General features: G+C 50.9%; 22 protein-coding genes. 4 read left to right on the top strand and 18 right to left on the bottom strand.

Translation table 11 applies throughout. The annotated features are described in order from the left end of the window. Positions 1-158 precede the first annotated feature (158 nt). The 18 genes from J0X19_RS12470 to J0X19_RS12385 form a co-directional block, all read right to left on the bottom strand. Positions 159-3,878 (bottom strand): sensor histidine kinase, encoded by a 3,720-nt coding sequence (locus J0X19_RS12470; protein WP_206984697.1) that lies wholly within the window; start codon positions 3,876-3,878, stop codon positions 159-161. Between the two features lie 102 nt (positions 3,879-3,980). Beyond that, entirely contained in the window at positions 3,981-4,379 is a 399-nt protein-coding gene (locus J0X19_RS12465) for a DUF983 domain-containing protein (RefSeq protein ID WP_242582539.1), read from the bottom strand. Beyond that, positions 4,379-4,639: a hypothetical protein gene (locus tag J0X19_RS12460; RefSeq protein WP_206984696.1), complete on the bottom strand. Its 261-nt coding sequence runs from the start codon at positions 4,637-4,639 to the stop codon at positions 4,379-4,381. Before J0X19_RS12460 ends, J0X19_RS12465 begins: the two co-directional genes overlap by 1 nt. 39 nt (positions 4,640-4,678) lie before the next feature. Then, entirely contained in the window at positions 4,679-5,236 is a 558-nt protein-coding gene (locus tag J0X19_RS12455) for a DUF420 domain-containing protein (RefSeq protein ID WP_206984695.1), read from the bottom strand. Further along, positions 5,220-5,885 (bottom strand): SCO family protein, encoded by a 666-nt coding sequence (locus J0X19_RS12450; RefSeq protein WP_206984694.1) that lies wholly within the window; start codon positions 5,883-5,885, stop codon positions 5,220-5,222. The genes J0X19_RS12455 and J0X19_RS12450 overlap by 17 nt, the downstream gene beginning before the upstream one ends. Positions 5,886-5,888: 3 nt before the next feature. After that, a complete protein-coding gene (locus J0X19_RS12445; RefSeq protein ID WP_206984693.1) occupies positions 5,889-6,230 on the bottom strand; it encodes a cytochrome C oxidase subunit IV family protein in 342 nt (113 codons plus the stop codon). 93 nt (positions 6,231-6,323) lie between these two features. Further along, positions 6,324-7,103, bottom strand: a complete 780-nt coding sequence (locus J0X19_RS12440; RefSeq protein ID WP_206984692.1) for a cytochrome c oxidase subunit 3 — start codon at positions 7,101-7,103, stop codon at positions 6,324-6,326. Between the two features lie 21 nt (positions 7,104-7,124). Further along, positions 7,125-7,718, bottom strand: coding sequence for a cytochrome c oxidase subunit 3 (locus tag J0X19_RS12435; protein ID WP_206984691.1), 594 nt, complete (start codon positions 7,716-7,718; stop codon positions 7,125-7,127). A gap of 105 nt (positions 7,719-7,823) precedes the next feature. Beyond that, positions 7,824-8,675, bottom strand: a complete 852-nt coding sequence (gene cyoE, locus J0X19_RS12430; protein ID WP_206984690.1) for a heme o synthase — start codon at positions 8,673-8,675, stop codon at positions 7,824-7,826. 53 nt (positions 8,676-8,728) lie between these two features. Further along, complete coding sequence (locus J0X19_RS12425; protein ID WP_206984689.1) at positions 8,729-9,814, bottom strand: COX15/CtaA family protein; 1,086 nt, start codon at positions 9,812-9,814, stop codon at positions 8,729-8,731. Between the two features lie 159 nt (positions 9,815-9,973). Further along, on the bottom strand, positions 9,974-11,836 hold the full coding sequence (locus J0X19_RS12420; RefSeq protein ID WP_242582536.1) for a cytochrome c oxidase subunit I: 1,863 nt from the start codon (positions 11,834-11,836) through the stop codon (positions 9,974-9,976). Positions 11,837-11,865: 29 nt separating this feature from the next. Beyond that, on the bottom strand, positions 11,866-12,927 hold the full coding sequence (locus tag J0X19_RS12415) for a cytochrome c oxidase subunit II (protein WP_206984688.1): 1,062 nt from the start codon (positions 12,925-12,927) through the stop codon (positions 11,866-11,868). Positions 12,928-13,011: 84 nt separating this feature from the next. After that, positions 13,012-14,331: a quinol:cytochrome C oxidoreductase gene (locus J0X19_RS12410; RefSeq protein ID WP_242582533.1), complete on the bottom strand. Its 1,320-nt coding sequence runs from the start codon at positions 14,329-14,331 to the stop codon at positions 13,012-13,014. Next, complete coding sequence (locus J0X19_RS12405; protein ID WP_206984687.1) at positions 14,331-15,095, bottom strand: c-type cytochrome; 765 nt, start codon at positions 15,093-15,095, stop codon at positions 14,331-14,333. Before J0X19_RS12405 ends, J0X19_RS12410 begins: the two co-directional genes overlap by 1 nt. After that, entirely contained in the window at positions 15,095-15,619 is a 525-nt protein-coding gene (locus J0X19_RS12400; protein WP_206984686.1) for a DUF3341 domain-containing protein, read from the bottom strand. The genes J0X19_RS12405 and J0X19_RS12400 overlap by 1 nt, the downstream gene beginning before the upstream one ends. Beyond that, complete coding sequence (gene nrfD, locus J0X19_RS12395) at positions 15,612-17,069, bottom strand: NrfD/PsrC family molybdoenzyme membrane anchor subunit (protein WP_242582530.1); 1,458 nt, start codon at positions 17,067-17,069, stop codon at positions 15,612-15,614. Before nrfD ends, J0X19_RS12400 begins: the two co-directional genes overlap by 8 nt. A gap of 103 nt (positions 17,070-17,172) precedes the next feature. Continuing rightward, positions 17,173-20,211: a TAT-variant-translocated molybdopterin oxidoreductase gene (locus J0X19_RS12390; protein ID WP_206984685.1), complete on the bottom strand. Its 3,039-nt coding sequence runs from the start codon at positions 20,209-20,211 to the stop codon at positions 17,173-17,175. Between the two features lie 146 nt (positions 20,212-20,357). Beyond that, a complete protein-coding gene (locus J0X19_RS12385; protein ID WP_206984684.1) occupies positions 20,358-21,722 on the bottom strand; it encodes a c-type cytochrome in 1,365 nt (454 codons plus the stop codon). A gap of 383 nt (positions 21,723-22,105) precedes the next feature. Between J0X19_RS12385 and rpsF the strand changes: the two genes are divergently transcribed. The 4 genes from rpsF (at position 22,106) to J0X19_RS12365 (ending at position 26,005) form a co-directional block, all read left to right on the top strand. Then, positions 22,106-22,483, top strand: coding sequence for a 30S ribosomal protein S6 (rpsF, locus tag J0X19_RS12380; protein ID WP_206984683.1), 378 nt, complete (start codon positions 22,106-22,108; stop codon positions 22,481-22,483). An 8-nt stretch (positions 22,484-22,491) separates the two neighbouring features. Continuing rightward, complete coding sequence (gene rpsR / locus J0X19_RS12375; RefSeq protein ID WP_022822548.1) at positions 22,492-22,743, top strand: 30S ribosomal protein S18; 252 nt, start codon at positions 22,492-22,494, stop codon at positions 22,741-22,743. A 101-nt stretch (positions 22,744-22,844) separates the two neighbouring features. Beyond that, positions 22,845-23,288 carry a 50S ribosomal protein L9 gene (gene rplI / locus J0X19_RS12370; RefSeq protein WP_206984682.1) on the top strand — a complete coding sequence of 148 codons (444 nt, stop codon included), beginning with the start codon at positions 22,845-22,847 and terminating at the stop codon, positions 23,286-23,288. Positions 23,289-23,530: 242 nt separating this feature from the next. Then, complete coding sequence (locus tag J0X19_RS12365; RefSeq protein WP_206984681.1) at positions 23,531-26,005, top strand: GSCFA domain-containing protein; 2,475 nt, start codon at positions 23,531-23,533, stop codon at positions 26,003-26,005. Positions 26,006-26,131: the final 126 nt, after the last annotated feature.

Below are 26,131 nucleotides of genomic sequence, written 5' to 3'. Positions count from 1 at the left end.
GCTGATGGCTGTTAGCTGTTGGCTTTTTCTCATTAGATAATAATGGAAGCTAATCTGCTTGGCTATATGCTTTATTGACTATTAGCCTTCAAGTATCCGCTACTCATAACAAGCAAAGGCTAATAGCTAGCAGCCATCAGCTACTAGCCAATAACAAACTACCCCGCCAGCGGCAACTCAATGTAGAACGTGGTACCGGTGTTTGCCTCGGTTTCAAACCAGATGGTACCGCCGGCGCTTTCGATACCGCGCTTGGCTACGGCCAGCCCGATGCCGGAGCCGGTGGCCTTGGTAGTGAAGTTGGGCACGAACACCTTCTCGCGCACCTCATCGGGAATGCCCGCGCCATTGTCCTGGATGGCAATCCGCGCCCGCCCTTCCTGAATTTCCAGGCTTGCATTGATAATCGGCGTCCGGCTCTCGGGCACGGCTTGCAGGGCGTTGATGAGCAGGTTGTTGAACGTGCGCACTAGCAGATTTTCGTCGGTAAACACTACTACTGGCTCGTCGCTCAGAGGCAGCTGCAGCTGAATGGTAGCATCCTGACGGCTGCCTTGGTGCAGTTCCACGCAGCGGCGCAGCACCGGCACCACGTCCAGGCGCTCGGGGCGCATGGCAGGCAGGTTGGTGAAGTTGCTGAACGAGGTGGCAATGTCGGTCAGCACGTCAATCTGGGTGATGAGCGTTTGCGACACTTTGCCGAGCATCTCGTTGATATTAGGTCGGTTATCCTGAATGGCTCGCTGCAAAAACTGAAGGCTCAGCTTCATCGGCGTGAGCGGGTTCTTTATTTCGTGGGCTACTTGCCGGGCCATTTCGCGCCAGGCCGCTTCTTTTTCCTGCGCAGCCAGTTCCTGCTTGCTTTCCTCCAGCTTCAAGAGCATGGTGTTGTATTCGCGCACCAGCAGCCCAATTTCGTCGTTGGACTGGTAGTTCAGCATTTCGTTCTGGCCCGTCAGCGTGGTTTGCTTCAGCTTCTCGGTTACCAGCTTCAGCGGGTTGGTCAGCACCCGCGACGCCACGAAGGCCAGCACCAGAAACAGAATGAACATCACCGTGAATGTGTTCAGGATGATGGCAATCAGCTCAATCAGCTTGTTGTCGAGGTCTTTCTCGGAGTCGAAAAACGGAATGCCCACGTAGCCCAGCACCACGCTGGAGCGCTCATCAGTTTCCGAAACTGTGCGCAACGGCAGATACAGCGTGTTGAACGACAACGACCCCGCCCGCTCCGTGGCCAGCACCCGCGGCTTAATCTGCTCTTTCAGGCCGGCCAGCGCCTGCGGGTTCATGAGCGTGCCCAGCAACCCCGACTCGAAAATGATGGGCTGGCTACTCACCAGCAGCCGGCCGCGGGCATCGTAGAGGTTGAGGTCGGTTTCGGTGAGGGCCGATACATTGTCGGCCAGGTCGAGCAAAGCCGGGCGGCTAGCCGAATCGGCGAGGAGCTTGCTGTTTTCCAGCAGATTGTCCTGCACGGCCCGGCCGCGCCGCTCGTACGTCCGCCGCAGGTCCCGCTGGTACGACTTTTTCACTTGGCTGATAGTGGCCACGCTCACCACCAGCAGCGGCACCAGAATGCCCAGGTTCAGGAACAGCTGAATTTTGGTGCTGAAGTTGGTACGAAACACGTCGAGGTATTCGCCGCGGCCCAGCCAGTACACGCCGCCGCAAAACAGCCCCAGAAAAGCGTGCAGCAGAAACAAGAACGAGAAGTTAGCCAGCCAGTCGCCGAAGCTGTAGGTGGCCGTCGTGACGACTACCGTGCGGTACTGGGTTTCGTCGCGCACAGCGAGGTGATGGAAGCGGCCTACAACCAGCCCGCTTTGGTAGAGGCGCGGGTTCTGGTACAAGGCGGGCGTGAGGCGGTTCACGTAGTCGTAGTCACCTTCGCTGTACACCAGCTGGTTGTCCTCGTAGCCGGCGTAGCTCAACTCAGCCCCCATCCCCGACTGGAAAAACTTCTGGTCTACCAGCAATTCGGGAATCACGCTGTAGGTAGTTAGCTTTTTCAGGGTGAGTTCCAGCAGTATTGTGCTGTTGCCCTTGGTTGTGGGCACCGTCACGAAATCGACGTAGCGCCGGGTGCTAAACGAGTTGCTGCCGCGCACCAGAAACAGGTTCAACTGGTCGGTGCGGGCGGCGGCCCGAAGCAGGCGGGTACGCATCTGGGGTAGCGTTTCAGCATCGGTGCCACCCTCTACGGGCGTTCCGCCTGGCTTGAAAAGCGTCACCACTATTTCGTATTTGTCGAAGTAGTCACGCAGATACCCGCGCACAATCTTCTGTCGAATTACCTCGGGCCGAGTGGAACTATCGGCTAGCATGGTGCGCAGCTCAGGGTCGGCGGCCATTTCCTGGCCTCGCTCACTGAGCAGTACCTCACCTTGCAGGTCGTTTTCGGCCAGCAGATTCCCGGCTAAGGTTTGCTTGTTGAGAACAAGCTGCCGGTCGAAATGCTCGAACAAGGCCAAGGCGCCCACCGCTGAGCTGATACTCAGCATCAGAAACAGAAACAGGTAGGCCTGATACGGAATAATAGCCGCCACCTGCCGCAAGCCTGTTAGCCGTAGCACGAAGAAGAACAGCAGGGTAATGCCTAGCAGAATAAAATCGGCCTGCCCAAGCACTAGCCCCAGCGGCAAGAATACCGCCGTGCTGGTCCCAAGCGCCAGCACGCCCGTCCGGCGGGTTTCGTACCGGACAGTTGCCTCAAACAGTTGCGCCAGCGCATAAAAGCCCGTCAGATACGCCGCGGTATGCAGCACAATGGCCAGGCACAGCAACGCCTTGAAGCCACTAATGGAAATGTCTTGGGTGACATCCAGCACCAGTTGGGAGTTGTTGAAGCTGTTGGAGTAGAACTGAAACAGAAATTCCAGCAATCCGAAGAAGCTCAGCACCAGCCCTGCCCCCACCATCATGCGGCGCGACAACCGCTGCACCCGCGCCGGCCACAGGGCCACTTTGTAGTGCTGAAACAGCAACAGCCCATACGTTGCGGCCACTACCAGCAGCAAGGCATTAATCAACAGGTCGCCGAGTGAAGGCGACAACCAGGAAGCCGCGTACACCCGCGGATTGAATAGTGGAAGCTCGATAAAGGAAAACGGCAGTCCGTAATGCAGCAGCACTGCCCGTAGCAATACCAATGGCAGCACTGCAGCTATGGCTCCGGTCAATGGCCGACCAGTACGAAATAACTGCCGGGACCAGAGCAGCCAACCAGCCACGTATAGCCCCAGCCCCAGCAACATCAAAGCTAATGGCAGGTATTTGCCGCTGGTTGGGTTGGGCTGAAGGCTTGCCAGCGAAAACAGGTAGTTCCCCTCATTGGAGTAGAGTTTGGGCGAGTTAGATTGGGCATCATCGGCCACCAGCCGCAAATTCAGCCCTGTAAACAAGGCTCGCTCCGCACCGTCACGCAGGTAACGGTTGCTGATACCGTAGCTCCGCTCTAAGGGCACATACGTTAGCACCACGTACGGCCCTGCCTCGTGCCGCAGGGCCAAATAGCGCCCAAACTGCATTACTACCAGCTTCTCATGGAATTGCTGCTGCGCGTTTTCCATATCGGGCCGTACCGTATGATCCGACCAATACAGCAGCTGACTGCCACGAAAAACAAAACACGGGTAAGTGGTTTTACCCACTAAGGTTTGAAACTTAAGCTTTCCTTGTTGAGCCTGCTCAGCTATAACGGCGGCTTCCTGCTCGGCCTCGGTTTCCGCTGCCATTACCAGCTTTTGTAGCCGGTCGGCATCAGCCCGCAGCAGCGCCGCCGGCGACTGACCGTAGCGGTTGCTCAGGTAGGCACCTCCGAAGCAGAGAAAAGCGGCCAGCAATAATGCTAGTGGCAGGAACCGGGAGAACTTCAATCGTCAGGTGTTAGGGCAGCAGCAAGTGGTGCAGCGAGAACCGGCACCCAACAAAAATGCCGCCAATTGGCGGCATTTCCTACTTCTTATCCTGTTTGCTAGCTACTCACGCAGCCTCTCCAACAAGCCTGCATCATAGCGAATCCCTCCAAAAAAGTATAGCATCACCACCCGGGCATAGCGAAAAAGCAGTGGCGTTAGTAGCACCACAATAGCCGCTACCGTTGTGATGTACACCCAAACGGGCGGGTCATTGGCCAGATAATACAGCAGTACTCCCGTCAGAAAGACGATGCCCGTTGAGAAGCCGTAGCTGACGTACATAGCTCCCCAATAAAACCCCACTTCGGGCTCGTAGTATTGCCCACAGGCTACGCAGTCGTCATACATTTCGTCGAACCGGCGCAAATTGAAAGCGGAGTGCTTGAAGAGCGGTCCACGGTGGCAGCGCGGGCACTTCTGGGCCAGCATTGCCAACAGCGTGGAATCAGTGACGGCCATTATTTACTGGTCGTCTTCTTCAGTGAGTGGGTTTTACGATACCACATGTAGCCTACCACTCCCATCAGCAAGTACGGAATAGTAGCCATGTACAGAATGCCTTTGTTGAGGCCCGAGAAATCGTAGCCGTCCTTTTCAGTCCGCGACGACTCCACCTGGGTTTTGCACATGGTGCACTGCGCATGAGCAGCCAATGGGGCTAAGCCAAACAGCAACGCTATAACGGTGACAAAAAACGATTTGATTAACAGCTTTTTCATACTCTTTCCAACAATAGCCACTAAGCAAAGTTTCCTGCCTTACGTGTAGTACGGTGAAATCATGAAATACACCACTACTCCCGTAATTGACACATACAGCCAGATAGGGAATGTGTAACGAGCAATGCGCCGATGCTTGGCAAACTGCTGCGTAAGCGCGAAGTATAGCGTGAAAAGCACCAACCCTACCGTCACGGCCGCCAGTACAATATGCGTCAGGAGAATGAAGTAGTAAATACCTTTAATCAGCCCTACGCCCCCAAACTTGGTGCTAGGTACTTGGGAGTGATATGCCACGTATGACACCAAAAAGAACGAACCCATCAGGAAGGCTGTTCCCATCATGGCGCGGTGCCAAGCTATATTTTTACGCCGGATGAAATAGTAGCCCGCCAGCAGCAATACAGCCGTTAAGGAATTCAATACTGCATTTACAGCCGGCAGCATTTTCACGTTGGCTCCTTCAATCCGGAAGACGTTAGGAAAGTAATACAGTATGGCTACTGCCACCGGAATTACGGCCCCAAGCACTCCGGCTAGTACTTTAAGCGTGGTATTGCTACCGGGTTCGGAAGAAGGCTTACTGATTGTGGTCATAGGTGTAAAGCAACACGTTGATTTCCGTCATGAGGCGGTCTACGTCTTTGGGCTTCATTCCGTCATAGATGCCGCGCACGCGCTTATCACGGTCTACCAGGTATAGGTTTTGGCTGTGTACAATGCCCGGTGCGGCACCGCTGGGGGCCGGCAGTTTGAACTCCTCCGTAGCTAACCGGTAAAGAGCCGTTTTGTCACCAGTCAGGAAAAACCATTTACCAGCAATTGCACCATACTGCTCGGCATAGCGGCCCAATACGGCCACCGAATCATGCTCGGGGTCAACGGTGTAGGAGACCAGCTTTACGCGCGGCTCGTTGCGGAACTTCTCCTGCACCCGCGCCATCTGACTGTTCATGCGTGGGCAAGCACCCGGACAAGTGGCGAAAAAGAAGTTGGCTACGTACACGCCGTTGCTTAAGTCCTTTTGCGAAACCAAACGTCCCGACTGGGAGGACAACGTAAAGTCTCCCAATTGGTGGAAAACAGTATCGCGCCGCCACTTTCCTTCCACCAGCGTTGAATCAACGTGGTCGGGCAGGAAAGTGGGCAGCGCGTAACGGTTGGTACCGAACGTGTACAGAAACACGAAAGCTAGTACCGGGACCAATAGCATGAGGCCCAACAACAGGACGTGTTTGGGCCTCATGCTCTAGTTGAAGGCATTCTGGATGGCTTGGCCGCCGTAGGTTCCCTCAGAAACCAATGCAATCAGCAGCCAGATCAGCAGGGCCATTGGGATGAGGATGGTCCAGATCAGGGCTTTCACTTCGTGCTTCAAGTGCATAAACTCAGCCACGATGAAGAACGCCTTGAAGATGGTCAGAATGATGAAGATAGAGTTACGCAACGTACCCGGATTCATCAGGAATACGAATACGAATTCCAGCGCCGTAATACCTACCAATACAAAAAAAGTCTTCCAGATCCACCCAACGTTGGGCTTCGGAATTTCGCCAGCTTGTACTGGCTCGGTGCTTGCGTGATTAGCCATTATTTTGAATGGTTGAATTACTGAATGATTGAATGGCTAGAGTTTGATGATTTTCGAACAGCCAGCCATCCAGCTATTCTGCCATTTAATCGATTAAACCAAGTAGAAGAAGGTGAAAACGAACACCCATACAAGGTCTACAAAGTGCCAGTACAAACCGACTTTTTCCACCATTTCATAGTGCCCACGTTTGTGGAAAGTGTCGTTGGTGGTAGCAATGAAGCAATACACCAGCAAGCAAACTCCCGAGAATACGTGGGTACCGTGGAAACCAGTAATGAAGAAGAACAGGTCAGCGAATAGGACTGGACCGTACTGGTTCTGCGCTAGGTTAGCACCATGAAATACGGTACCATCGGCCATTAGAGTACCTTCCGTCGTGCCGTGGATGAAGTGGCTCCACTCCCAAGCCTGCGAGCCCAAGAAGGTGGCACCGAAGAGGATAGTCCAGAGCAACCATTTCTGCACATCTTTCTTGTCCATGCGGTGACCTGCTTCCACAGCTAGTACCATCGTAACCGAGCTGAAGATGAGAATCATCGTCATCAGCGCCACAAATCCTAGTGGCACGTCGGCGTGGCCCATACCCGGGAAGGCGTTGAATACCTTGTCCGGAATTGGCCAGTAAGCCGTCGAGAACTTAAACGGAACGCCTGCATTGGGGTCAAAGGCGGGGTTCCGGTGACGGATCAGGCCGTAGGTGGTCAAAAACGCGGCGAACGTGAAAGCGTCCGACAGCAGAAAGAACCACATCATCAGCTTGCCATAGCTGGCTTTGAAGGGTTCGTTGCCACCGTCCCAAGTGCCGCTCCGCGGCCGTTCGGTAGCGGAAGAGGCAGTGGTTAGGGGCTGCGTCGTGGAAATGGTGGACATAATGTACGGAGTAAGACGAGACTAGTGATTCAAAAGTAGGAACAAATACAGGTACAACCAAAGCCCACCCAGGAAGTGCCAGTAGATGGTTACGTTGCCAATGGAGAGCATCTGACGCGAATGCACCTGATAGTTAAAGCTTTTGCGCAATACACGGAGCAGAAAAATCAGTCCTGTAACAAGGTGGAAAGCATGCACGCCCATCAGGACATACAGGAACGAGCCCGATGGATTAGCATCAACGCCGCCAAAGTGAATCTTGTTACGAACTAATTCACCCCACACATTCCATTGCCCAACTAAAAAGGCTAACCCCAATACAAAAGTGATGACGATACCAGTCTGCACCTGGCGCAGTTCGTCTTTTTTGGCTGCAAAGTAAGCCCACTGAATGCTAGCACTGCTGATCAGAATAATGATGCTCGTGTAAAGCAAACCACCTGGCAAAGCAAACTCCAACCAGTTTCCCTCTTCACGACGCACGATGTAGGCACTAGTGTAAGCAGCGAAAATCATTGTGCTGCTAATCATCATCAGCCAGAGCAGTACGCGTAACGGATGAGTTCCGAGAGCTGGCTCCCGGTCTTTGAGAACTTCTAATTCCGAAGAATGCATAGCGAAAATTTATGGTTTCAAGTAGAACTTGTCTTAGTAGACAACACTCAGCACGGAAATGTAGTTTGGTGTTTTCAAGTATATAAGCCGCTTTTTTATAGCACCTTACATCTTATCAAGAACCAAAGCAATTTGCACGATGGGGAGGTATAGGAAAGAGCCAAACATGATGCGCATAGCAGCTTTCTTGGTGCAGGTGCGCATGAGGTAAAAGGTCTGCATAAGAAAAAGCACACCACATACCACCGATATAAGAGCTGATGTTTTGCCAGCCATATTGAATTGCAAGGGCAACAAACTCAACGGAATCAGTACCAAGGTGTAAGTCATGATCTGAAAAGCGGTACGAAGGTCTTTGCGCCCCGGCGAGGGCAGCATTTTGAAGCCTGCCGCTTTATAGTCGTCATCCAACACCCAGGCAATAGCCCAAAAGTGTGGAAACTGCCACATAAACTGAATGCCAAACAACACCCATGCTTCCGGCCCCAATACGCCCGTAGCCGCTACGTATCCAATAAGAGGCGGCATACCACCCGGAATAGCACCTACTGCTACACAGATAGGCGAAATGGTTTTAAGCGGAGTGTAAATAAAGCCATACAGAATCAACGAAATCAACGATAATGCTGCGGCCAGTGGGTTGAAGAAGTAAGACAGTATAGCTAGTCCTACTGCCCCCATAAGAAAGGTAAACACCCAGGCCTCTGTGATACTAAGCACACCCTGAGGGAGGGGGCGCTTAGCCGTGCGCTTCATCAGCTTATCGAGGTCAATTTCGTATATCTGATTGATAGTATTAGCGGCTCCCGTTACGGCCAAACCTCCTAACAATACCAGAAAAGCCCTTCCCCAGTCGAAAGCTTGCACTCCTAGCAAGTACCCAATAGCACTAGAAAAGGCTACTGTTAGTGCGAGCCGGAATTTTATTAATTGGAAGTACGCCCTGGCTTTAATCATCAGTTGGTAAAACAACACTCCCGGTGAAAAGGTACCCAAACCGGGTTGCAAAGTTACGCAACAACCCCCGCATAAGCGGCCTGCCTTTGTGTTTTCAGTCGGCGAGCGTAATGAATCAGCGTCAGAAACTGCACGCCAAACAATACAGTGGCTACCGTTAGATGGATGGGCTGCACAGCAGCGGGCAATGCCAAGTAAGCTAGCACTACCCCAGCCAAGATTTCAATCCCGAGCAGCACCAGTATACCTATTGCCAAGCGCTGTAGGTGTCCGTCACGGCTTTGCAGTAATTGGTAGCCGATGTAGAGATTCAAGGCTAGCAGAACCAATGAAAACGTGCGATGCACTTTAAATAAGCTACCCAACTGCTCTACCCAGCCTGCGCGGCCCACATAATTTGACGCCATAGCTACTACATCAACCTGCTCACGCACTTGGGTACCTAGTACAATTTGCCCGAATGTAAAGAGTGTGGCCAGCACTAACAGCGGCCTTAGCTTACCCGAAAACTTATTTGGTGCAATACCAACTCCGAACAACTCCTGTTGCGAACGATCAACTGCATATATCAACATAGCGACTATCAGCAATGCCAACGCCATGTGTACAGTCACGAGTTCTGGCAACAAGTTCGTTGATACAACCAATGACCCCAGCCATCCTTGGAAGCCGGTAAGCAAAAAGGCCCCAAATGTTAACCAGAAAACGGGCCGGTCGCGTCGCCAATAAGGCAATGCTAATACCACCGTTATGAAGATAAATATGCCAATAAGAGCTCCCAAAAGCCTATTGATGTATTCAATCCAAGTCTTGGTAGCGTTGAAGTCAGTTTCTATGTACTGTGTGGGATGAGCGAATATTTGCCCGGCCACCTGTCTGAAACCTAAGTGTTCCAAGGTTTTAGCTAGCCGTTTATTCTTAGCCACTCGCTGAGCAGTGTATATTTCCTTGTACCCAACCGGCAATTGGCTTAGCTGAGTTGGTGGTATCCAAGTACCGAAACACTTAGGCCAATCTGGACAGCCCATCCCAGAACCTGTGCTTCTGACAACACCACCCACTAGAATTAAAAGGTATACAGCTACTACGGTTAAGATGCCGAAGAACCGAAAGCGGCGCACAAAAGCTGGTTGAACCATACGGGTTGGTTGAGATGGAGGATGATTGCAGAATCAACAATGAAAGCCTAGCAAATGTGCTTCGCCAACACTTTTTCTTGCTGAATCAGCATGCCGAATTATTGACAAAAAAAGGGCCGCCGTAAATACAGCGGCCCTTTTCGGAAATGTCAATTAATTCTACTCATTTTCGTTTTCGTACGGCAAGTTGGAAGAGGTCGTCTTCGAATATGGTACGTTTTGAGGAATAAAGTCTTCTTCCGCACCTGGCTTGCTGTAGTCATATGGCCAACGGTATACAGCAGGAATCTCGCCGGGCCAGTTGCCGTGGCCAGGTACTATTGGTGTGGTCCACTCCAATGTGGTCGAACGCCAAGGATTCTCGGTGGCACGCCGGCCACGGAAAATGCTGTAGAAGAAATTGAATACGAATACAAACTGTGCAAAGAAAGCCAGAATAGCGGCTATCGAAATGAACTTGTTCAGATCAGCAAACTGGCTGAACATGTCGAAACCAGTCCAAGCGTAGTAACGACGTGGGAAGCCAGCAATACCTACGTAGTGCATTGGCAAAAATACCAAGTACACCCCAATGAATGTCAACCAAAAGTGGATATACCCAAGCTTCTCATCCATCATGCGGCCGAACATTTTAGGGAACCAATGGTACACCCCCGCGAACAGGCCGAAGAAAGCCGAGCTACCCATCACCAAGTGAAAGTGAGCTACTACAAAATAGGTATTGTGCATCTGAATGTCCAGAGCAGCGTTACCCAAGATAATCCCTGTTAAACCACCTGAGATAAACAGTGACACAAACCCGATGGAGAAAAGCATTGCCGTAGTAAAACGGATGTTTCCTCTCCATAAAGTAGCCAGCCAGTTAAACGTCTTAACGGCTGAAGGAACGGCAATGATAAGCGTCAAGAACATGAAGACAGAACCCAAGAAAGGGTTCATGCCCGTTATGAACATATGGTGCGCCCACACGACAAATGAAAGCAATGAGATACCCAGCAACGACCCAATCATAGCACGGTAGCCGAAGATAGGTTTACGTGCGTTGGTAGCAAGTATTTCTGATACCATACCCATAGCAGGCATGATTACAATATACACCTCAGGGTGCCCCAGGAACCAGAATAAGTGCTGGAACAAAATAGGCGAACCTCCTACGTTAGGCAACGCCTGGCCAGCAATATAGATGTCCGATAGGAAGAAGCTGGTACCAAAACTACGGTCGAAGATGAGCAGCAGAGCAGCTGAAAAAAGTACTGGGAAAGACAGCAAGCCCAATACTGCAGTCAGAAAGAACGCCCAAATTGTAAGCGGCAATTTACTCATGCTCATGCCACGGGTACGCAAGTTGATAACTGTGGTGATGTAGTTAACACCACCCAGCAACTGCGACACAATGAACAGCGCCATGGATACCAGCCAAAGGGTCATACCCAATCCCGAGCCAGGAATAGCCTGTGGCAATGCACTGAGCGGCGGGTAAATTGTCCAGCCGGCAGCAGCAGGACCGGTCTCCAAAAAGATGGAGATAAACATGATAAGGCCTGATATAAAGAAAAACCAGTACGATAGCATGTTCATGAACCCTGAGGCCATGTCGCGCGCGCCTACTTGCAGCGGAATAAGGAAGTTGGAGAATGTCCCTGACAAACCAGCAGTCAGCACAAAGAACACCATGATAGTGCCGTGCATCGTTACAAGCGCCAAGTAGAACTCAGGATTCAGTTTACCAGCTTCTACCCATTTGCCCAGCACTGGAGTCAGCCACTCCATTGTAGACTCAGGCCAACCAAGTTGCAGACGGAATAAGCTGGATAGGGTACCACCCAGGATGGCCCAAAAAATACCAGTAATCAAGAATTGTTTGGCAATGACCTTATGGTCGGTGCTGAACACATACTTGAAGAGCCAATGCTGATCATGATGATGATCATCATGCAGCGCGTGCTCATCGTGCGTAGTGTGCGGTTCGGTCACACCGATACCGCCTTGCACTTGCGCTTGAGTTGGAAGATTAGCAGCCATATAAAAAGCGTGCGATTAACTAAGTGAAATTAGAGCGAAGCCTTAGCAGCAGGAGTTTCAATTACAGCTGCTGCTTTCTTTACAACTAGCTTCTCTTCCTTCTGTTTAAAAGAAGCTAGCACGTCAGGATTCTGTTCTGAGAATGACTTTTGCTGAGAAAACCAAGCTACATAATCATCTGGTTCATCAACAATAATCTTGTATTTCATTGCAAAGTGCCCACGGCCACAGATCTGGTTGCAGGCCAATTCGTAATCAAACTTAGGATTACCTAACTGAGCCCGCATCTCGTCGGTGGTCTTTGTTGGTGTAAACCAGAACTTGGTTGGCATACCTGGCACTGCATACATCTGCACACGAAAATGCGGCATATACACTGCATGCAATACGTCGCGTGAGCGGATCTTCAACAGTACAGGATGCCCCTTAGGAATATGAATTTCACTAGGCACAAAGTCATCAAGACCTGACTTGTCACTCAAATCAAAGCCAAATTCATTGGTGGCGTCGATAAGACGGTAATTCACAACGCCTAATTTCAGGTCGCGGCCTGGGTAACGTACCAACCAGTTGAACTGTTTGCCCATTACTTCAAGCACTACCGCATCCTTCGGAGCCGGACCAGTAATGCGGGTCCATTCTTTCCACCCAGCAAACACCAGCGCAGCCATTACAATGGCTGGGATGATTGTCCAGATAATCTCAATCTTGTTGTTGTGAGGAAAGAAATAAGCACGCTGGCCTTCCTTGTGCTGATATTTATAGGAGTAAACGAATAGCAGAATCTGCGTCAGTACAAACACTATTCCGATGATGATCATCGTAATCCAGAACATACGCTCAGTGGCATGTCCATGTACTGAAGCAATCGGCGGATTCATTTTATTGAAATTGTCACCGAAAGACCAAGCAAACGCAGCACCCCCAACTACCAAGAACACAAGCATTAGCACCGCATTAACGCGGTTACTTGTCCCAAATTCGCGGGCCGAGCTACCAGAAAAAATTGAAGTCAGAATCTGGAGTCGAAACAACAAGCCGAAAACGACCAGCAGTAACACCAGTACCAACAAAACACCAAGAGTAGTCATTTTGTAGAAGTTAGAAACAAGAACTTAGGCACTAATACTTGACCTCGAAATCTGTAGCCAAGCATTAGCGACTCAGATCTAATATTAAGTGGTATGGTGGATGCTCTCGTCGAGGAAAGGATGGTGCAATGGTACCAACGATGCCTGAGACAGACGCTTGGTAAGCAACAAAAGGAAGCTACCCAAGAATACCAACGCCACTCCGAACTCTATTACAAACCCGTTATTGGCTTGCATAGTTGCAGGCATGATCATTAAATAGAAATCAAACCAGTGACCAATCAAAATAGCAATACTAACAATCTTCAGCATGATCATCTGACGCTTAGCATCACGCGTCATCATGACCAAGAAAGGGAAGGCAAAGTTGATTAGCAGATTGAAGAAGAACAGCCATGTGTACTGGCCATTGAAGCCACCTAACCGCTGGTTGAAGTACACTGACTCTTCGGGTAGGTTAGCGTACCAAATGAGCATAAACTGTGAAAACCATACATAGGTCCAGAAAATGCTGAAACCAAACATGAATTTACCTAAGTCATGTAAGTGACCCGCCTGTACGAATGAGAGATACCCCATCTGCTTCAGGATAATCACGCAAAGCGTAGTAGCAGCAATACCTGATACCCACCAAGAAGCAAATACATACCAACCAAACATCGTTGAAAACCAGTGAGTGTCAATCGACATTACCCAGTCCCAAGCAGACATCGAAGAGGTTACAGCAAACAGTACCAAGAACAAGGCTGATGCAGTGATGCTTTTATGGAAATACTCGGTACCACCATTTAAGTCTTCAGCTAGAGACAATGCCCGCAGCTTATTGGTAAAAACAACCCAGATGGTGATATAGGAAATCGTGCGAATCAGATAGAAGGGCACGCTCAAGAAGCCTGCTTTCCCAGCAATGATATGATCATAGTTAGGATTTCCTTTAGTCATAATCCCTGGTAGCGTCCAGTGGAAAATGTCGTTGTTGATGAGGCTAATCCCAAAAATGAGAACCAATAGTACACCACCGGGTAAAACCCAAGCACTCATTGCTTCATTGATGCGCTTAATCAGAACCGACCAACCTGCATAAGCTACATATTGGATGGCCATAAATACTGTTCCTATCACAGACACTCCTGTGAAGAATACATTATTATGCCAAAGGCTCACGAGTAAACGCTTAATCCAAATAGGACTGCCGTGATGAGCTGCTCCTTCGTGGCCAGCGACGGCACCGTGTGCCGCGGCTCCTTCATGTGCTGCTTCGCCAACATGAAATGCAGCTAACAGTAGACCTATTACCAGTAGAATGACACCGGCGACGATAATAGTGATGAATCTTTTCCGAGCGTTAGGCGAAACCTGTAGGTATTCGGCCGTAACGCTTTCTTGATGCGTCAGTGTTGCCATTAGTTCTGCGGTTTAGCCGTTTCGCTTGATTGATTTGTTCCGTTTCGTGCTTCTGTTCCACCTTGCCCGGGTGTAGCAGAAGCTTTATCAGCTTGTGCTTCTTGAACCGGACCTTGATTTTGAGAATCTGTTGATTCGGAAGTTTGGCCCGCGTCTTGACCTTTTGCCTTTAGAAAGTCGGTCATTCCATCAGGGCCTTTTCCCTGTTGTAGCATCCGCACATACATGGCAATCTTCCATCTTTCGCTCGGGTTCACTTGCGAACCATGCGGCATCATCCGGTTGCGGCCCCATTGAATGACATGGTATATATGACCGTCATTCATGGTCTTGTAAGCACCGGCGGAATAGTTCGGCACACCTTTAAACTTCGCACCTACTGGCCCTTGCCCATCTCCCTGTTCACCATGGCAGTGCTGGCAGTTGCGGACGTAAAGCACTTGTCCTTCTTGCAGGTTATCCTTTGTATAGGAATAAGGATTTCTTAGCACCCGTTCTGCAATTCCAACACTGTCTTTTGGAATGTGCGAATAGTAGTTAAGCTTTCCTACCGGTACAGTTCCCACTACAGGAGTGCGCTCATTAATACCCATTGGATTAATGGTATTAACGTCAAACTGCCTCAGCGGATCGTATGGAATAGACTCATACATCTGCGGTGCATACTCGAGGCCGGGGTCATCGGCACGGTTGCAACCTGTTGTCAGCACTGAAGCAAACAGAATAGCCGACGCTTGCAAACCTAGTTTCAGCGAATGCGTCATTAGAATTTGGTCATTTCTTTTTCGTTCACTTCTGATGCGCCATTAGCACGCAGCAGTTGTGTCAGATGATTCAGATCGGTTTTCTCGTTCATCTCTATTGCCACCACGAACTTGTCGTCGGTTGATCGTACATCCAACACGGGAGTTTTCCAGCGTGGATACAGGCTACTGATGGTGTAGAAAGTGATGACCATTCCATGACAGGTAAAGAATACTGTCAATTCAAAGGCTACAGGAATGAATGCTGGCAGTGCAATATGAGGCTTACCACCGATGATCATTGGCCAGTCGAAGCCGAGCATGTAGATCTGCATCCACAATGCGAAGGAAAGGCCCGTCATGCCTAGGAAAAAAGCTGCAATTGGCAAGCGGGAACGTTCTATCCCCAGTGCATCATCAATACCGTGAATGGGGAAGGGAGTGAATACTTCATAAATCTTCACTCCTGCTTCGCGTACGTTTTCAATTGCGTGCAGCAGCACATCTTCGTCATCGAAGATTCCGAGGGCAAAGCGCTTACTCATGCTTGTCATAATTTACGGGTGCCGAAGCCGGAACGCCGTGGGTGGCTGGTTGGTGAGCTTGATCGTGGTGACCATGGTTACCAGTGTAAGTTGGGCCATTATCTACCGTGTATTTCAGAATAGTTTTCACTTCGGCCATGTTTACCACTGGGAAGAACTTGGCGAAGAGAAGGAACAAAGTGAAGAACAAGCCTAGTGTACCCACATAAATACCGATGTCGATGATGCTAGGCGAGAACATAACCCAGCTAGAAGGCAAGTAGTCACGGTGCAGTGAGGTCACAATAATTACGAAACGCTCAAACCACATCCCGATGTTTACAATGATAGACAGTACGAACGTAGCTGGAATGCTGTAGCGAATGCGACGAATCCACACCAACTGGGGAGAAATTACGTTGCACGTCATCATCGACCAGTAAGCCCACCAGTATGGACCTGTTGCCCGGTTGATGAAAGCGTACTGCTCGAATTCCACTTGCGAATACCAAGCAATGAAAAACTCAGTGATATAGGCTACCCCCACAATCGACCCCGTTACCATCATGATTTTATTCATGAGGGCAATATGCTCCAAGGTGATATAATCCTCCAGCTTGAATACTACACGTGTGATAAGCATCAGCGTGAGCACCATGGCGAAACCGGAGAAGATAGCCCCCGCAACGAAGTAGGGCGGGAAGATAGTAGTGTGCCAACCCGGTACAACCGATGTAGCAAAGTCCATCGATACAATGGTGTGTACCGAGAGTACAAGTGGTGTTGACACACCAGCTAGAATCAGGGAAACCGTTTCGTACCGCGACCAATGTTTGGCCGAACCCTTCCAGCCGAAGCTGAGTAGCGAGTAAGCTACTTTAGCAATCGGCCCTTTCGCACGGTCGCGAATAGTAGCAAAGTCAGGAACCAGACCTGTATACCAGAATACCAGCGACACTGTAAAGTAAGTCGAGATGGCAAACACGTCCCACAATAGAGGGGAGTTGAAGTTCACCCACAACGAACCAAACGTATTTTGCAACGGGAATACCCAATAAGCCAACCAAGGCCGGCCCATGTGCAACACTGGGAACATAGCCGCGCAGATAACGGCGAAAATGGTCATGGCCTCAGCTGCACGGTTGATGGATGAGCGCCACTTCTGACGGAACAGCAACAGTACGGCTGAAATCAAGGTGCCGGCGTGACCGATACCTACCCACCATACGAAGTTGGTGATGTCCCAGGCCCAACCTACTGTTTTATTCAATCCCCATTCCCCGATACCGTACCACAAAGTCCGGTAAACTGAATAGAGAAATACACCAAGGAAGAAAAGGGCAACGCTAAGGGCAGCCATCCAACGGATGTTGGGTTTGGCTTCTACCTGACGGCAGATATCCTGTGTTACGTCGTGGTACGTTTTCCCCCCGGTTACGAGCGGCTCCCGTACAGGCGATACGTGCTGCATATGTTTGTGAATTTTAGTAGGGTTTGGGAACTCAGGGACTGAACTTCTCCTCTGTGGCCTAACGCGAAATCCAAGGTTCTAAGCCCCAGACCCCCAATCTGGCCTAGGCGTTAAACTCTGACTTGTCTCTGTTCCGGATCTTAGTCAGGTACGTGATGTTCGGCTGGGTGTTGATAGAATCAATTACTTTGAAGGCACGCTCACCGTCCTCACGGCGCCAGATTTGTGCAACACGAGTTTCTGGGTCGCGCAAATCACCGAATGTAATTGCTTGAGTAGGGCAAGACTGAGCGCAAGCGGTTACAACTTCACCATCTTTCGGGCGACGCTTTTCTTTCTTGGCTTCAAGCTTAGCAAGCTGGATACGCTGAACGCAGAAGCTGCACTTCTCCATCACACCACGTGCCCGTACAGTTACGTCAGGGTTCAGCACCATGCGGCCAAGATCCGTGAACATGTGGCTGTTCACATCTTCGAACTTCTCGTTGGAGTAGTAAGAGAACCAGTTGAAGCGGCGAACCTTATACGGGCAGTTATTAGCGCAGTAACGCGTACCAACGCAACGGTTATAGGTCATTTGGTTTAGGCCTTCCGAACTATGCGTGGTAGCAAGTACGGGGCACACTGTTTCGCAAGGAGCGTGGTTGCAATGCTGGCACATCATCGGCTGGAAGATAACCGACGGGTTTTCCGACGGATGCTCCATAGCCTCATAAGTAGAGAGCTTGCCCTTTTCTTCGAAATCCTCTTTGTGAGCGTCCGAACTGTAGTAACGGTCGATGCGCAACCAGTGCATTTCGCGGCGGTTGATAACCTCTTGTTTACCTACTACAGCAACGTTGTTCTCCACTTGACACCCAATCACGCAAGAGCCACAGCCAATGCACGAGTTGAGGTCGATAGCCATACCCCAGTGGTGATTTTTGTATTCGTAGTCCTGCCACAACGAAACCTTATTAGGCTTCTGTGGCCCATCAGGAGTGGAAATGGTCTCGTATTCCGTTACTTCCTTAGGGTTCTTGATGTATTGTGCCAGAGTAGCCTCTTGTACCACGGACTTGCGGTCCATGATAGTGTGGTGAGTCTGGGTTTGGGCGATTGGCGAAGTAGCGTCGGTTTTCTCTAACGTCACCACATTAGAGTACACTAGGCTATTGTCGCGCACGACAGCTAGAGGGTAAGCGTTTGCTCCCACTTTGTCCCCTACTCGACCTGCCTTCTCGCGGCCGTACCCTATAGCAATGCTAACGGTGCCCTTTGCTTGACCCGGCTGAATCAGCACTGGTAGTTCGATAGGCTTAGCCCCATTAACCGAAACACGGAGCACATCATTTTGCTCCCATTTGTTGGTTACCGCCATATCACGCGGAACAGCAACGTAGTTGCCCCAAGTGGCTTTAGTAACCGGATCTGGAAGTTCCTGCAACCAAGGATTATTGGCTTCGCAGCTACCTGAGCCGATACCTACTTTTTCATACAAGCAGAGTTCTACTCCATTCACCTTAGGCGCAGAAGAAACCGCAGAAACAGCTTGATCCACCGACATGGCAGGTGCTAACTGTGCTTGAGTTGCCGGAGACAGTGTACCAACTGCCACACCATCGTGTACTGCTTTGTCCCAAGCTTTTTGGAAATCACCAGTCAGCACACCGCGCCACGAATCGCGCAGGTAGTTATAATAAGACTTTGGATTACCAGCCCACACCAGCAAGCTGTCCTGTGCTTGGCGTGTTGCAAATAAAGGCGAAATAGCAGGCTGCGACAGGCTGAGGTAGCCACGCTTAGGCTCGAAGTCGTTCCACGATTCGAGGAAGTTATGGTCGGGGCAAGCGTAGTAGCAAAGAGCGCCCGTCTCGTCCAGACGGTCGTTGAGCGAAATGCTTACAGGAACTTTAGCAATTCCGCTTTTCACTTTCTCTGCTAGAGGGTGGTCGTAAGCAGGGTTGGCATTATAGAAAATAACGGCGCCAACACTGCCAGCATTCATATCATTCACCAAACGCAGCAAGCGAGCATCATCACCTTGGCGCACCAACGATGGGCTTGTCAGGTCAACTGATGCGCCTACGTTGCCGAGGCTTTGGTTGATGGCGGCTACCAGAGTTTGGATAGCAACATCATTGGAACCCGATACTACAAGGCTACGGCCTCGTGCTGCTTTCAACTCTGTAGCTACCTTCTTAACTTCTTTGCTGGCGTTGCCACTACCACCACCTACTATTTCATTGTACAGGGCTAGCGTAGTAGACCCCATTTCAGATGGCTTAATTGGAACGCGCACGTCAGCATTCGAACCAGTCAGAGTCAGCATTGTCTCGAACTGATAATGCCGCGACATGCTCTTCTTCTCACTCGAAACCTTACGGTTAGTAATATACTGAGGCGCGTACTCAACTGGAGAAATCCAGGTACCAAGGAAATCAGCACCCAGACTAACAATTATGTCAGCTTTGCTGAAGTCGTAAGCTGGCAATACACCGCCGTTTGCACGTAGGAGTGCCGACTGCGAGTTGGCATCATACATTACGTGTTCGGTATTTGGATACCGGGCAGCAAACTCAGCAATAACCTTCTTGGTGCTCGGGCTAATGATAGTTGGCGACACGATGGCAATCCGACCAGTAGCACTTGCCAACTTGGCACGAATTTCCTGGTCTACCTTATCCTTATCAGCCTTGTTGCCTTTAATCGTGAAGTGCTGTAAACGGCCTTTATCGTAAAGATTCAGAACAGCAGCCTGCGCGCGAGCCGACAGGCCACCACGCGTGATAGGAGACTCCGGGTTGCCTTCCAGCTTGATTGGCCGGCCCTCGCGGGTTTTCACCAAGATGCTGTTGTAATCAGAACCGTTGAAGTAAGTGGAAGCGTAAAAGTTGGCAATGCCTGGATCTACTTCTTCGGGTTTGTTGAGGTAGGGAATTGCCTTACGGATGGGGGTTTCGCAGCTCGCCAGCGTAGCAGCTGCAATACCGAAGCCCATGAGTTTGAGGAAATCACGACGTGGAGCGACTGAGGCATCCGAAGAGCCATGAGCTTCCTTCATGGGCAAGAAATCCCCAAACTCGCTGAACGCGTTTTTCGTGAACTCTGGCGAGTTCTCTAATTCCTCAATTCCCTTCCAGTACTTAGGCGAGTCTTGCATTTGTTATAGAGACTTATGGGTCTTAAGATGGTGAGCCAACGCACAGCATCTTAAGTTTGAAGGCTTGTTTTGGGAGACTTGTGCTATATGCTTTGCTTGACCCTCTAAAGCATAGCGCTTCAAGAGAGTCAAGCAAAATCAATCAGTTAGTAGTGGCACTTCGAGCATTCCGTACCACCATTCGACGACACCGTAAAGGGGGCAGCACCGTTGGCCTGGTCGTGTAGCTTCACAAGGTTATTGTAGTACCCGTTGCCTTTGGTGTTAAGCGGTGTTTCGCGGTGGCAGTTAATGCACCAGCCCATCGTGAGCGGCGAGTACTGATACACCACATCCATATTTTGGATAGGACCGTGGCAAGTCTGGCACTCAATGCCACCAACCTGCGTGTGCTGCGAGTGGTTGAAGTAAGCTAAATCAGGCAGGTTGTGAATACGTACCCACTGAATAGGCTGCTTACGCTCGATGGCGCGATAAATCTTCTTGATTTCCTGCGACTCCGTTTTAATCTGCGAGTGGCAGTTCATACAGATGTTGGCAGAAGGAATGTTAGCCGACTTGCTCTTATACACCGATGTGTGACAGTAAGCGCAGTTGATTTGGTTTTCACCGGCGTGCAGCTTGTGTGAGAAGGCAATTGGCTGTGTTGGCTGATAGCCCTGAGTCAGACCAACGCCCATAGCACCTTGCACTGACTCGTATAGAATAACCAAGGTGAATACAACCCCAGCACCAATGCGGATAGCTGACGACTTATACAGCTTGCTCCAATCAAAGCGCTGCTCCAGGATTTCAATATCGCGGCCATCCAAGTCTTTCCGACCACGTAGCACATCCTTCATGATGTTGGCAATGATGACCAGTGTTACCACCAGCACAATCAATACCACTACCAATACAATCAGCAGCACATCAGCATACTGACCAGCACCACCTTCAGCACCGGCACCAAGTTTGGTATCCGTTGCAGGATCTGCTTTGTCGGTACCGGCTCCACCACCAGTAGCAGCCTTACCACCACCTTCTTGCGAAGTAACCCAAGCTAGGATAGAGGTAATTTCCTGATCCGACAGCTGGAAGCTAGGCATCTGCTGCTTCTGGTACTGATTGAATAGCTTCACAGCATACTCATCGCCACTGGCTACTACCTTGCTGGAATTCTTAATCCACGGAATCAGCCAGGAAACCGGGCGACGCTTGGTGATACCAGCCAGGGCCGGCCCCACCACCACATCATTCACAGCGTGGCACTGGGCACAGTTACCTTTAAAGAGGGCATCGCCAGCAGCAATAGCAGCAGCATCGCCACCACCAGCACCGGGAGTTGCGGCAGCCGCAGGCGTAGCGGCGGCACCAGCATTACCGGCATCAGAACTACCGGGGGTTACCCCTTCTTTGCTCACGGCCGGGGCCGCCCCTACATCCTGCGCCGAGGAATTACCTACGGCAGCAAGCGTCAGGAACAGAGCTAGAAAGAAGTGAGAAAAAGAACGTAGGCGAATGCTATTCATAGCACAATTTTACTGGAAAGAAAGAAACGCGGGGGTGCTTCAAGGCCACAAATGTAGGTCAGGAATCGTAGAGAACAAACCCAGACAGGCTAATTATCGCCCTAGCAAGCTTGCTTAGAATGATTCTAAAAAATGATACCTTGTACCTATTAGTATATAGGTGACGACATACTTGCCATTGCTAGCTGATTCCTACTCTACACTCCCCTACTCAACTTCTTTAGCAACTACTTTTAGTGGACAGAGGTTTGCTGTCTGAGCCACAAATTGTTAGAGAATTGCTACTATAAATAATTCCATACGGTATACTGTGTATTGCTTGGAGAAAACCGTATCTTTGCCGGCTCATTAATTTTTTCACACATCAATTCTACCCCGTCGTAATGGAAGTAAGAAATTACGAGACGGTCTTCATTTTGACTCCCGTGCTAAACGAGGGTCAAGTGCAAGAGACGGTCGAGAAGTTCTCGCAGGTGCTTAAGGAAAATAGCGCCGACATCATCAACACTGAAGCTTGGGGCCTGAAGAAACTGGCGTATCCAATTCAGAAAAAAAATACCGGCTATTACTTCCTCGTGGAGTTCACTGGCTCGGGCAACATCGTGGATACGCTGGAACTCGCCTTCCGTCGGGATGAGCGGGTAATCCGCTTCCTCACCACTGTTATGGACAAGCACGCTGTTTCGTACAGCCAGCGCCGCCGCAACGGGGAGATGAACCAGCAGAAAGCACAGAAACAATCGGAAGCCGTAGCCCAGTAATTTAGCAGATGAGCCTCGCCAACGAACGTATCCACAAGCAGGATACCCGCAAAAAGTACTGCCGCTTCAAAAAGAACGGCATCAAGTATGTTGATTACAAGGATCCAAACTTCCTGCTGAAGTTTGTGAACGAGCAGGGCCGTATTCTGCCCCGCCGTATCACAGGCACTAGCCTGAAGTTTCAGCGCAAAGTAGCTCAAGCCGTGGCCAAAGCCCGTCACTTGGCCCTCATGCCGTACGTAACCGACTCTTTGAAATAGATGATTGTTGAATTGTTGCTTGTTGATTGTTAAGTGGCTGACTACTCAGAATGCCTTTCAATCAACAATTCAACAACTGACAATCAACAATTTAAACAATCATGGAAGTAATTCTGAAAGACGACGTAAAGGGCCTGGGCTACAAGAACGACACCGTAACGGTGAAGCCTGGTTTCGGTCGCAACTACCTGCTTCCGCAGGGCTTGGCTATCCTAGCCGACAAAACCAACAAGAAAATTGTTGCTGAAAACATCCGTCAGGCTGCTCATAAGGCTGACAAAATCAAAGGCGACGCCCAGGCAATTGCTGACAAAATTGGGGACGTAGTTCTTGAGATTCCGGCGAAAGTGGGTGAAAGCGGCAAAATCTTCGGCCGCGTAACCACGCTTCAGCTTGCTGAAGCGCTAAAAGGCAAAGGCATCGATGTGGAGCGCAAGCGTCTGTCGTTCGACCAGGAGCCCGGTTCCGTAGGTGAATACACCGCCACCGTGGATCTGCACCGCGAAGTGAAGCACAAAGTGCGCTTCAACGTAGTAGCTGAGTAAGCCTACTTGAATTTTGGAAGAGGCCCGTCTGTTATGCAGTCGGGCCTTTTTTGATTGCATAGCTTGAAAACTCCTGTTACCCCTCTGCAAGCAATATGCTCTCTACTAAATTGGTAGCAAGAGTTGTCGAAGCCAGGCAGCAGATTGCGTTATAGTTTCAGGCAAAACCCAAGTTTTGGCTGTACGAACTAAGTTGAGTAGGTTGCCTGCCCGTTGGCTGGTTTTGGCTGTATTTGTTAGGAATGTTTCGCACTGAATTACCTCTTATTCCCGCTCCTCAGCAACTGCCGCTTTCGGCACGTGTGCTGACTATTGGCTCCTGCTTTTCCGATACCATTGGGGCTCGGCTGGCAGAAGCTAAAATACATGCCTTAGCCAATCCTTTTGGTACGGTGTTCAACCCAATTTCTGCATGCAAGTTGCTTCGGGCAGCGGCCGGCGAGGATACTGATTGGCAACAGCACGTAGTTGAAGCCCGAGGACGCTGGCAGAGCTATGATTTGCACGCTACACTGGGCGCCAACTCCCCGGTGGACTTGCTTCAAACCTTGCAGCAGGTGTTGCGGGACACTGGCGTATTTCTGGCTACAGCCGATACGGTGATTCTCACGCTTGGCTCCGCTTGGGTGTATCGGTTGAAGGAAACGGATGAGTTAGTAAGCAATTGCCATAAAATGCCTGGTGAGAAGTTCGACAAAGAGCTTTTGACACCTGATGAAATCATCAACGCTGTAGCCGAAACGCACGCGTACTTGCGCTTGCGTAATCCAAAACTGCGCTTTGTACTGACCGTCAGTCCGGTGCGTCATTTGAAGGATACGCTGCCATTGAATGCCGTTAGCAAATCGGTGCTACGGGTGGCATGCCATTATTTGAGTGAGTTGCTACCCGATGTTTCGTACTTCCCCGCCTACGAACTGCTACTAGACGACTTACGCGACTACCGTTTCTACGCAGCCGATATGCTGCATCCTTCGCCCGTAGCCGAAGATTATATTTGGGAGCGGTTTGCACGCACTTATTTCGATGCTGACTTTGGTCGTTTCCGCAAAGAATGGGATTCGGTACGGCAGGCGTTAAACCATCGGCCATTGCACGAAGCGGCCCCCGAGCATCGGCAGTTTTTGGTGAGCACCTTGGAACGCTTAGAAAAGCTAGCTGGCCGGGCCGATATGCGCATGGAGATTCTGGATGTGCGCAAGCGCCTAGAAAACCTGCCGCTACCAAAGCCGGTGCCTGTACCAGAGCCGGAGGACGACGACGAGGAGCGGATTGATGTCGGTGATGATTCTTCTAAGGAGCCATTGACAACTGCTGAACCTGTCAGGCAGCCAGAACCAGTGGAACCTATATCTCATGGCGAGATAGAGCCGGAAGGGCAGGTAAGTGAAGCCGAGTCACTGGCAGAAGCCATGGAGGAAACGGCGCAACCGAAGAAAAAACGCCGTAGCCGAGGCGGAGCCAAACGCAATAAAAAGAAGCACGCTGCCCGACTGGCTGAAGAAGCTGCTGCGGCTAACAGTGCAATAGTTTCTGAGGAAGCAACTGCTACCCCATTGGAAACGCAGCCAGCAACCAACGAAAATGGTGCTGCTGTTACTGTGCTTCTCGACCCTGAAGCCCCATTGCAAACAGCGCTGGAACGCCGCAAGCGGGCATCGCGCCGCAACAGAGGCCGCAAGCAAGGAAGCGGGGATACGGAAATTGCAGCACCATCGTCCGTAGTAGACACAGTGTCTGTGACGGAAGAGCCCATGCCTACGACAGACGTTGAGTTGACGGCCGGTGAAGCAGTAACGGCAGATGCTTCTGCTACCCCGCTTGCTGAACAGGAAAGCGCCACAGAACCTGTTGTATCTGCTACGCCACTACCAAATGCACAGCGCCCACCGCGCACCGGCCGTTCGGCTAGTGAAGTACGTGCTGCTGCCTTACGGAAACCGCGCCGTCCTGACTCGCGCATCAAAACGCTGTATGCAACCCCGCCTGCACCACAGGAAGAACAGCCAGAAGCTGTAGTTTCCACTACAGAGCCATCTGATACACCTCCTACCCCGATTACGGCTGTTTCCACGCCAGCGGAGCCACAAAGCCCCCCATCGGCAACAATTACTACACCGGTAGAGCCTGTTCGCCTGCCCGTTGCCAGCGCAATTCCGCCGGTACAAGGAACGGGGGCTTCCGGGCGGTTGAGCGCTTCAGGGCAGGCTACGCTCCGCACGGGTAACGCCCGTAGCGCCATTTCTGCGCCTCAAGCAGAAGCACAGCCCACCGTACCGGCCGACAATCCGGTTCCTGCCATAGCGCCACAGCAGCCAGCAGGCACCGCAACGGCTTCAGCGCCTGATACTGCTGTTCCTGAATCGTTGCCGGAGGGTATGGCTGAACCAGCTCCCGTTTCGGTACCTATTGCTTCAGCACCTAAAAAGGCCAAGCCAGCTAACCGCAAACCCAAGCAGGAGGCTACTCCCGTGGCTAAGCCAACGTCAGACAAAGCCAAGCCGAAAGCTCGAAAGACAGTCGCAAAACCCAAGGAGGCGGCGCCCACACCTGAAGTTTCTGCAACGGACACACCAGCCGCATCGGCTGCTCGGCGTCGGAAGGCAGTGGCTAAACCTGCAGCAGCACCCGAACCACCGGCTGAAAAGCCCAAACGGCCTTCGCGTCCCTCCCGGCGCAAACCGGCAGCCCCCGACGAAACTGCAGATGCTTCCTGATTGAAGAGGATTTTAAAACCCGGCCCCACATGGCCGGGTTTTATTTTTCCAGTCGTTCATTTTCCATCAATGCTATTCGCTTCAACTTGTTGTTCAGAGTTTCATTGCCAGCTATATAGCTGTAGC

This window comes from Hymenobacter telluris (assembly GCF_017313265.1).
Lineage (GTDB): Bacteria > Bacteroidota > Bacteroidia > Cytophagales > Hymenobacteraceae > Hymenobacter > Hymenobacter telluris.
This window is presented reverse-complemented; position numbering and strand designations above follow the sequence as displayed.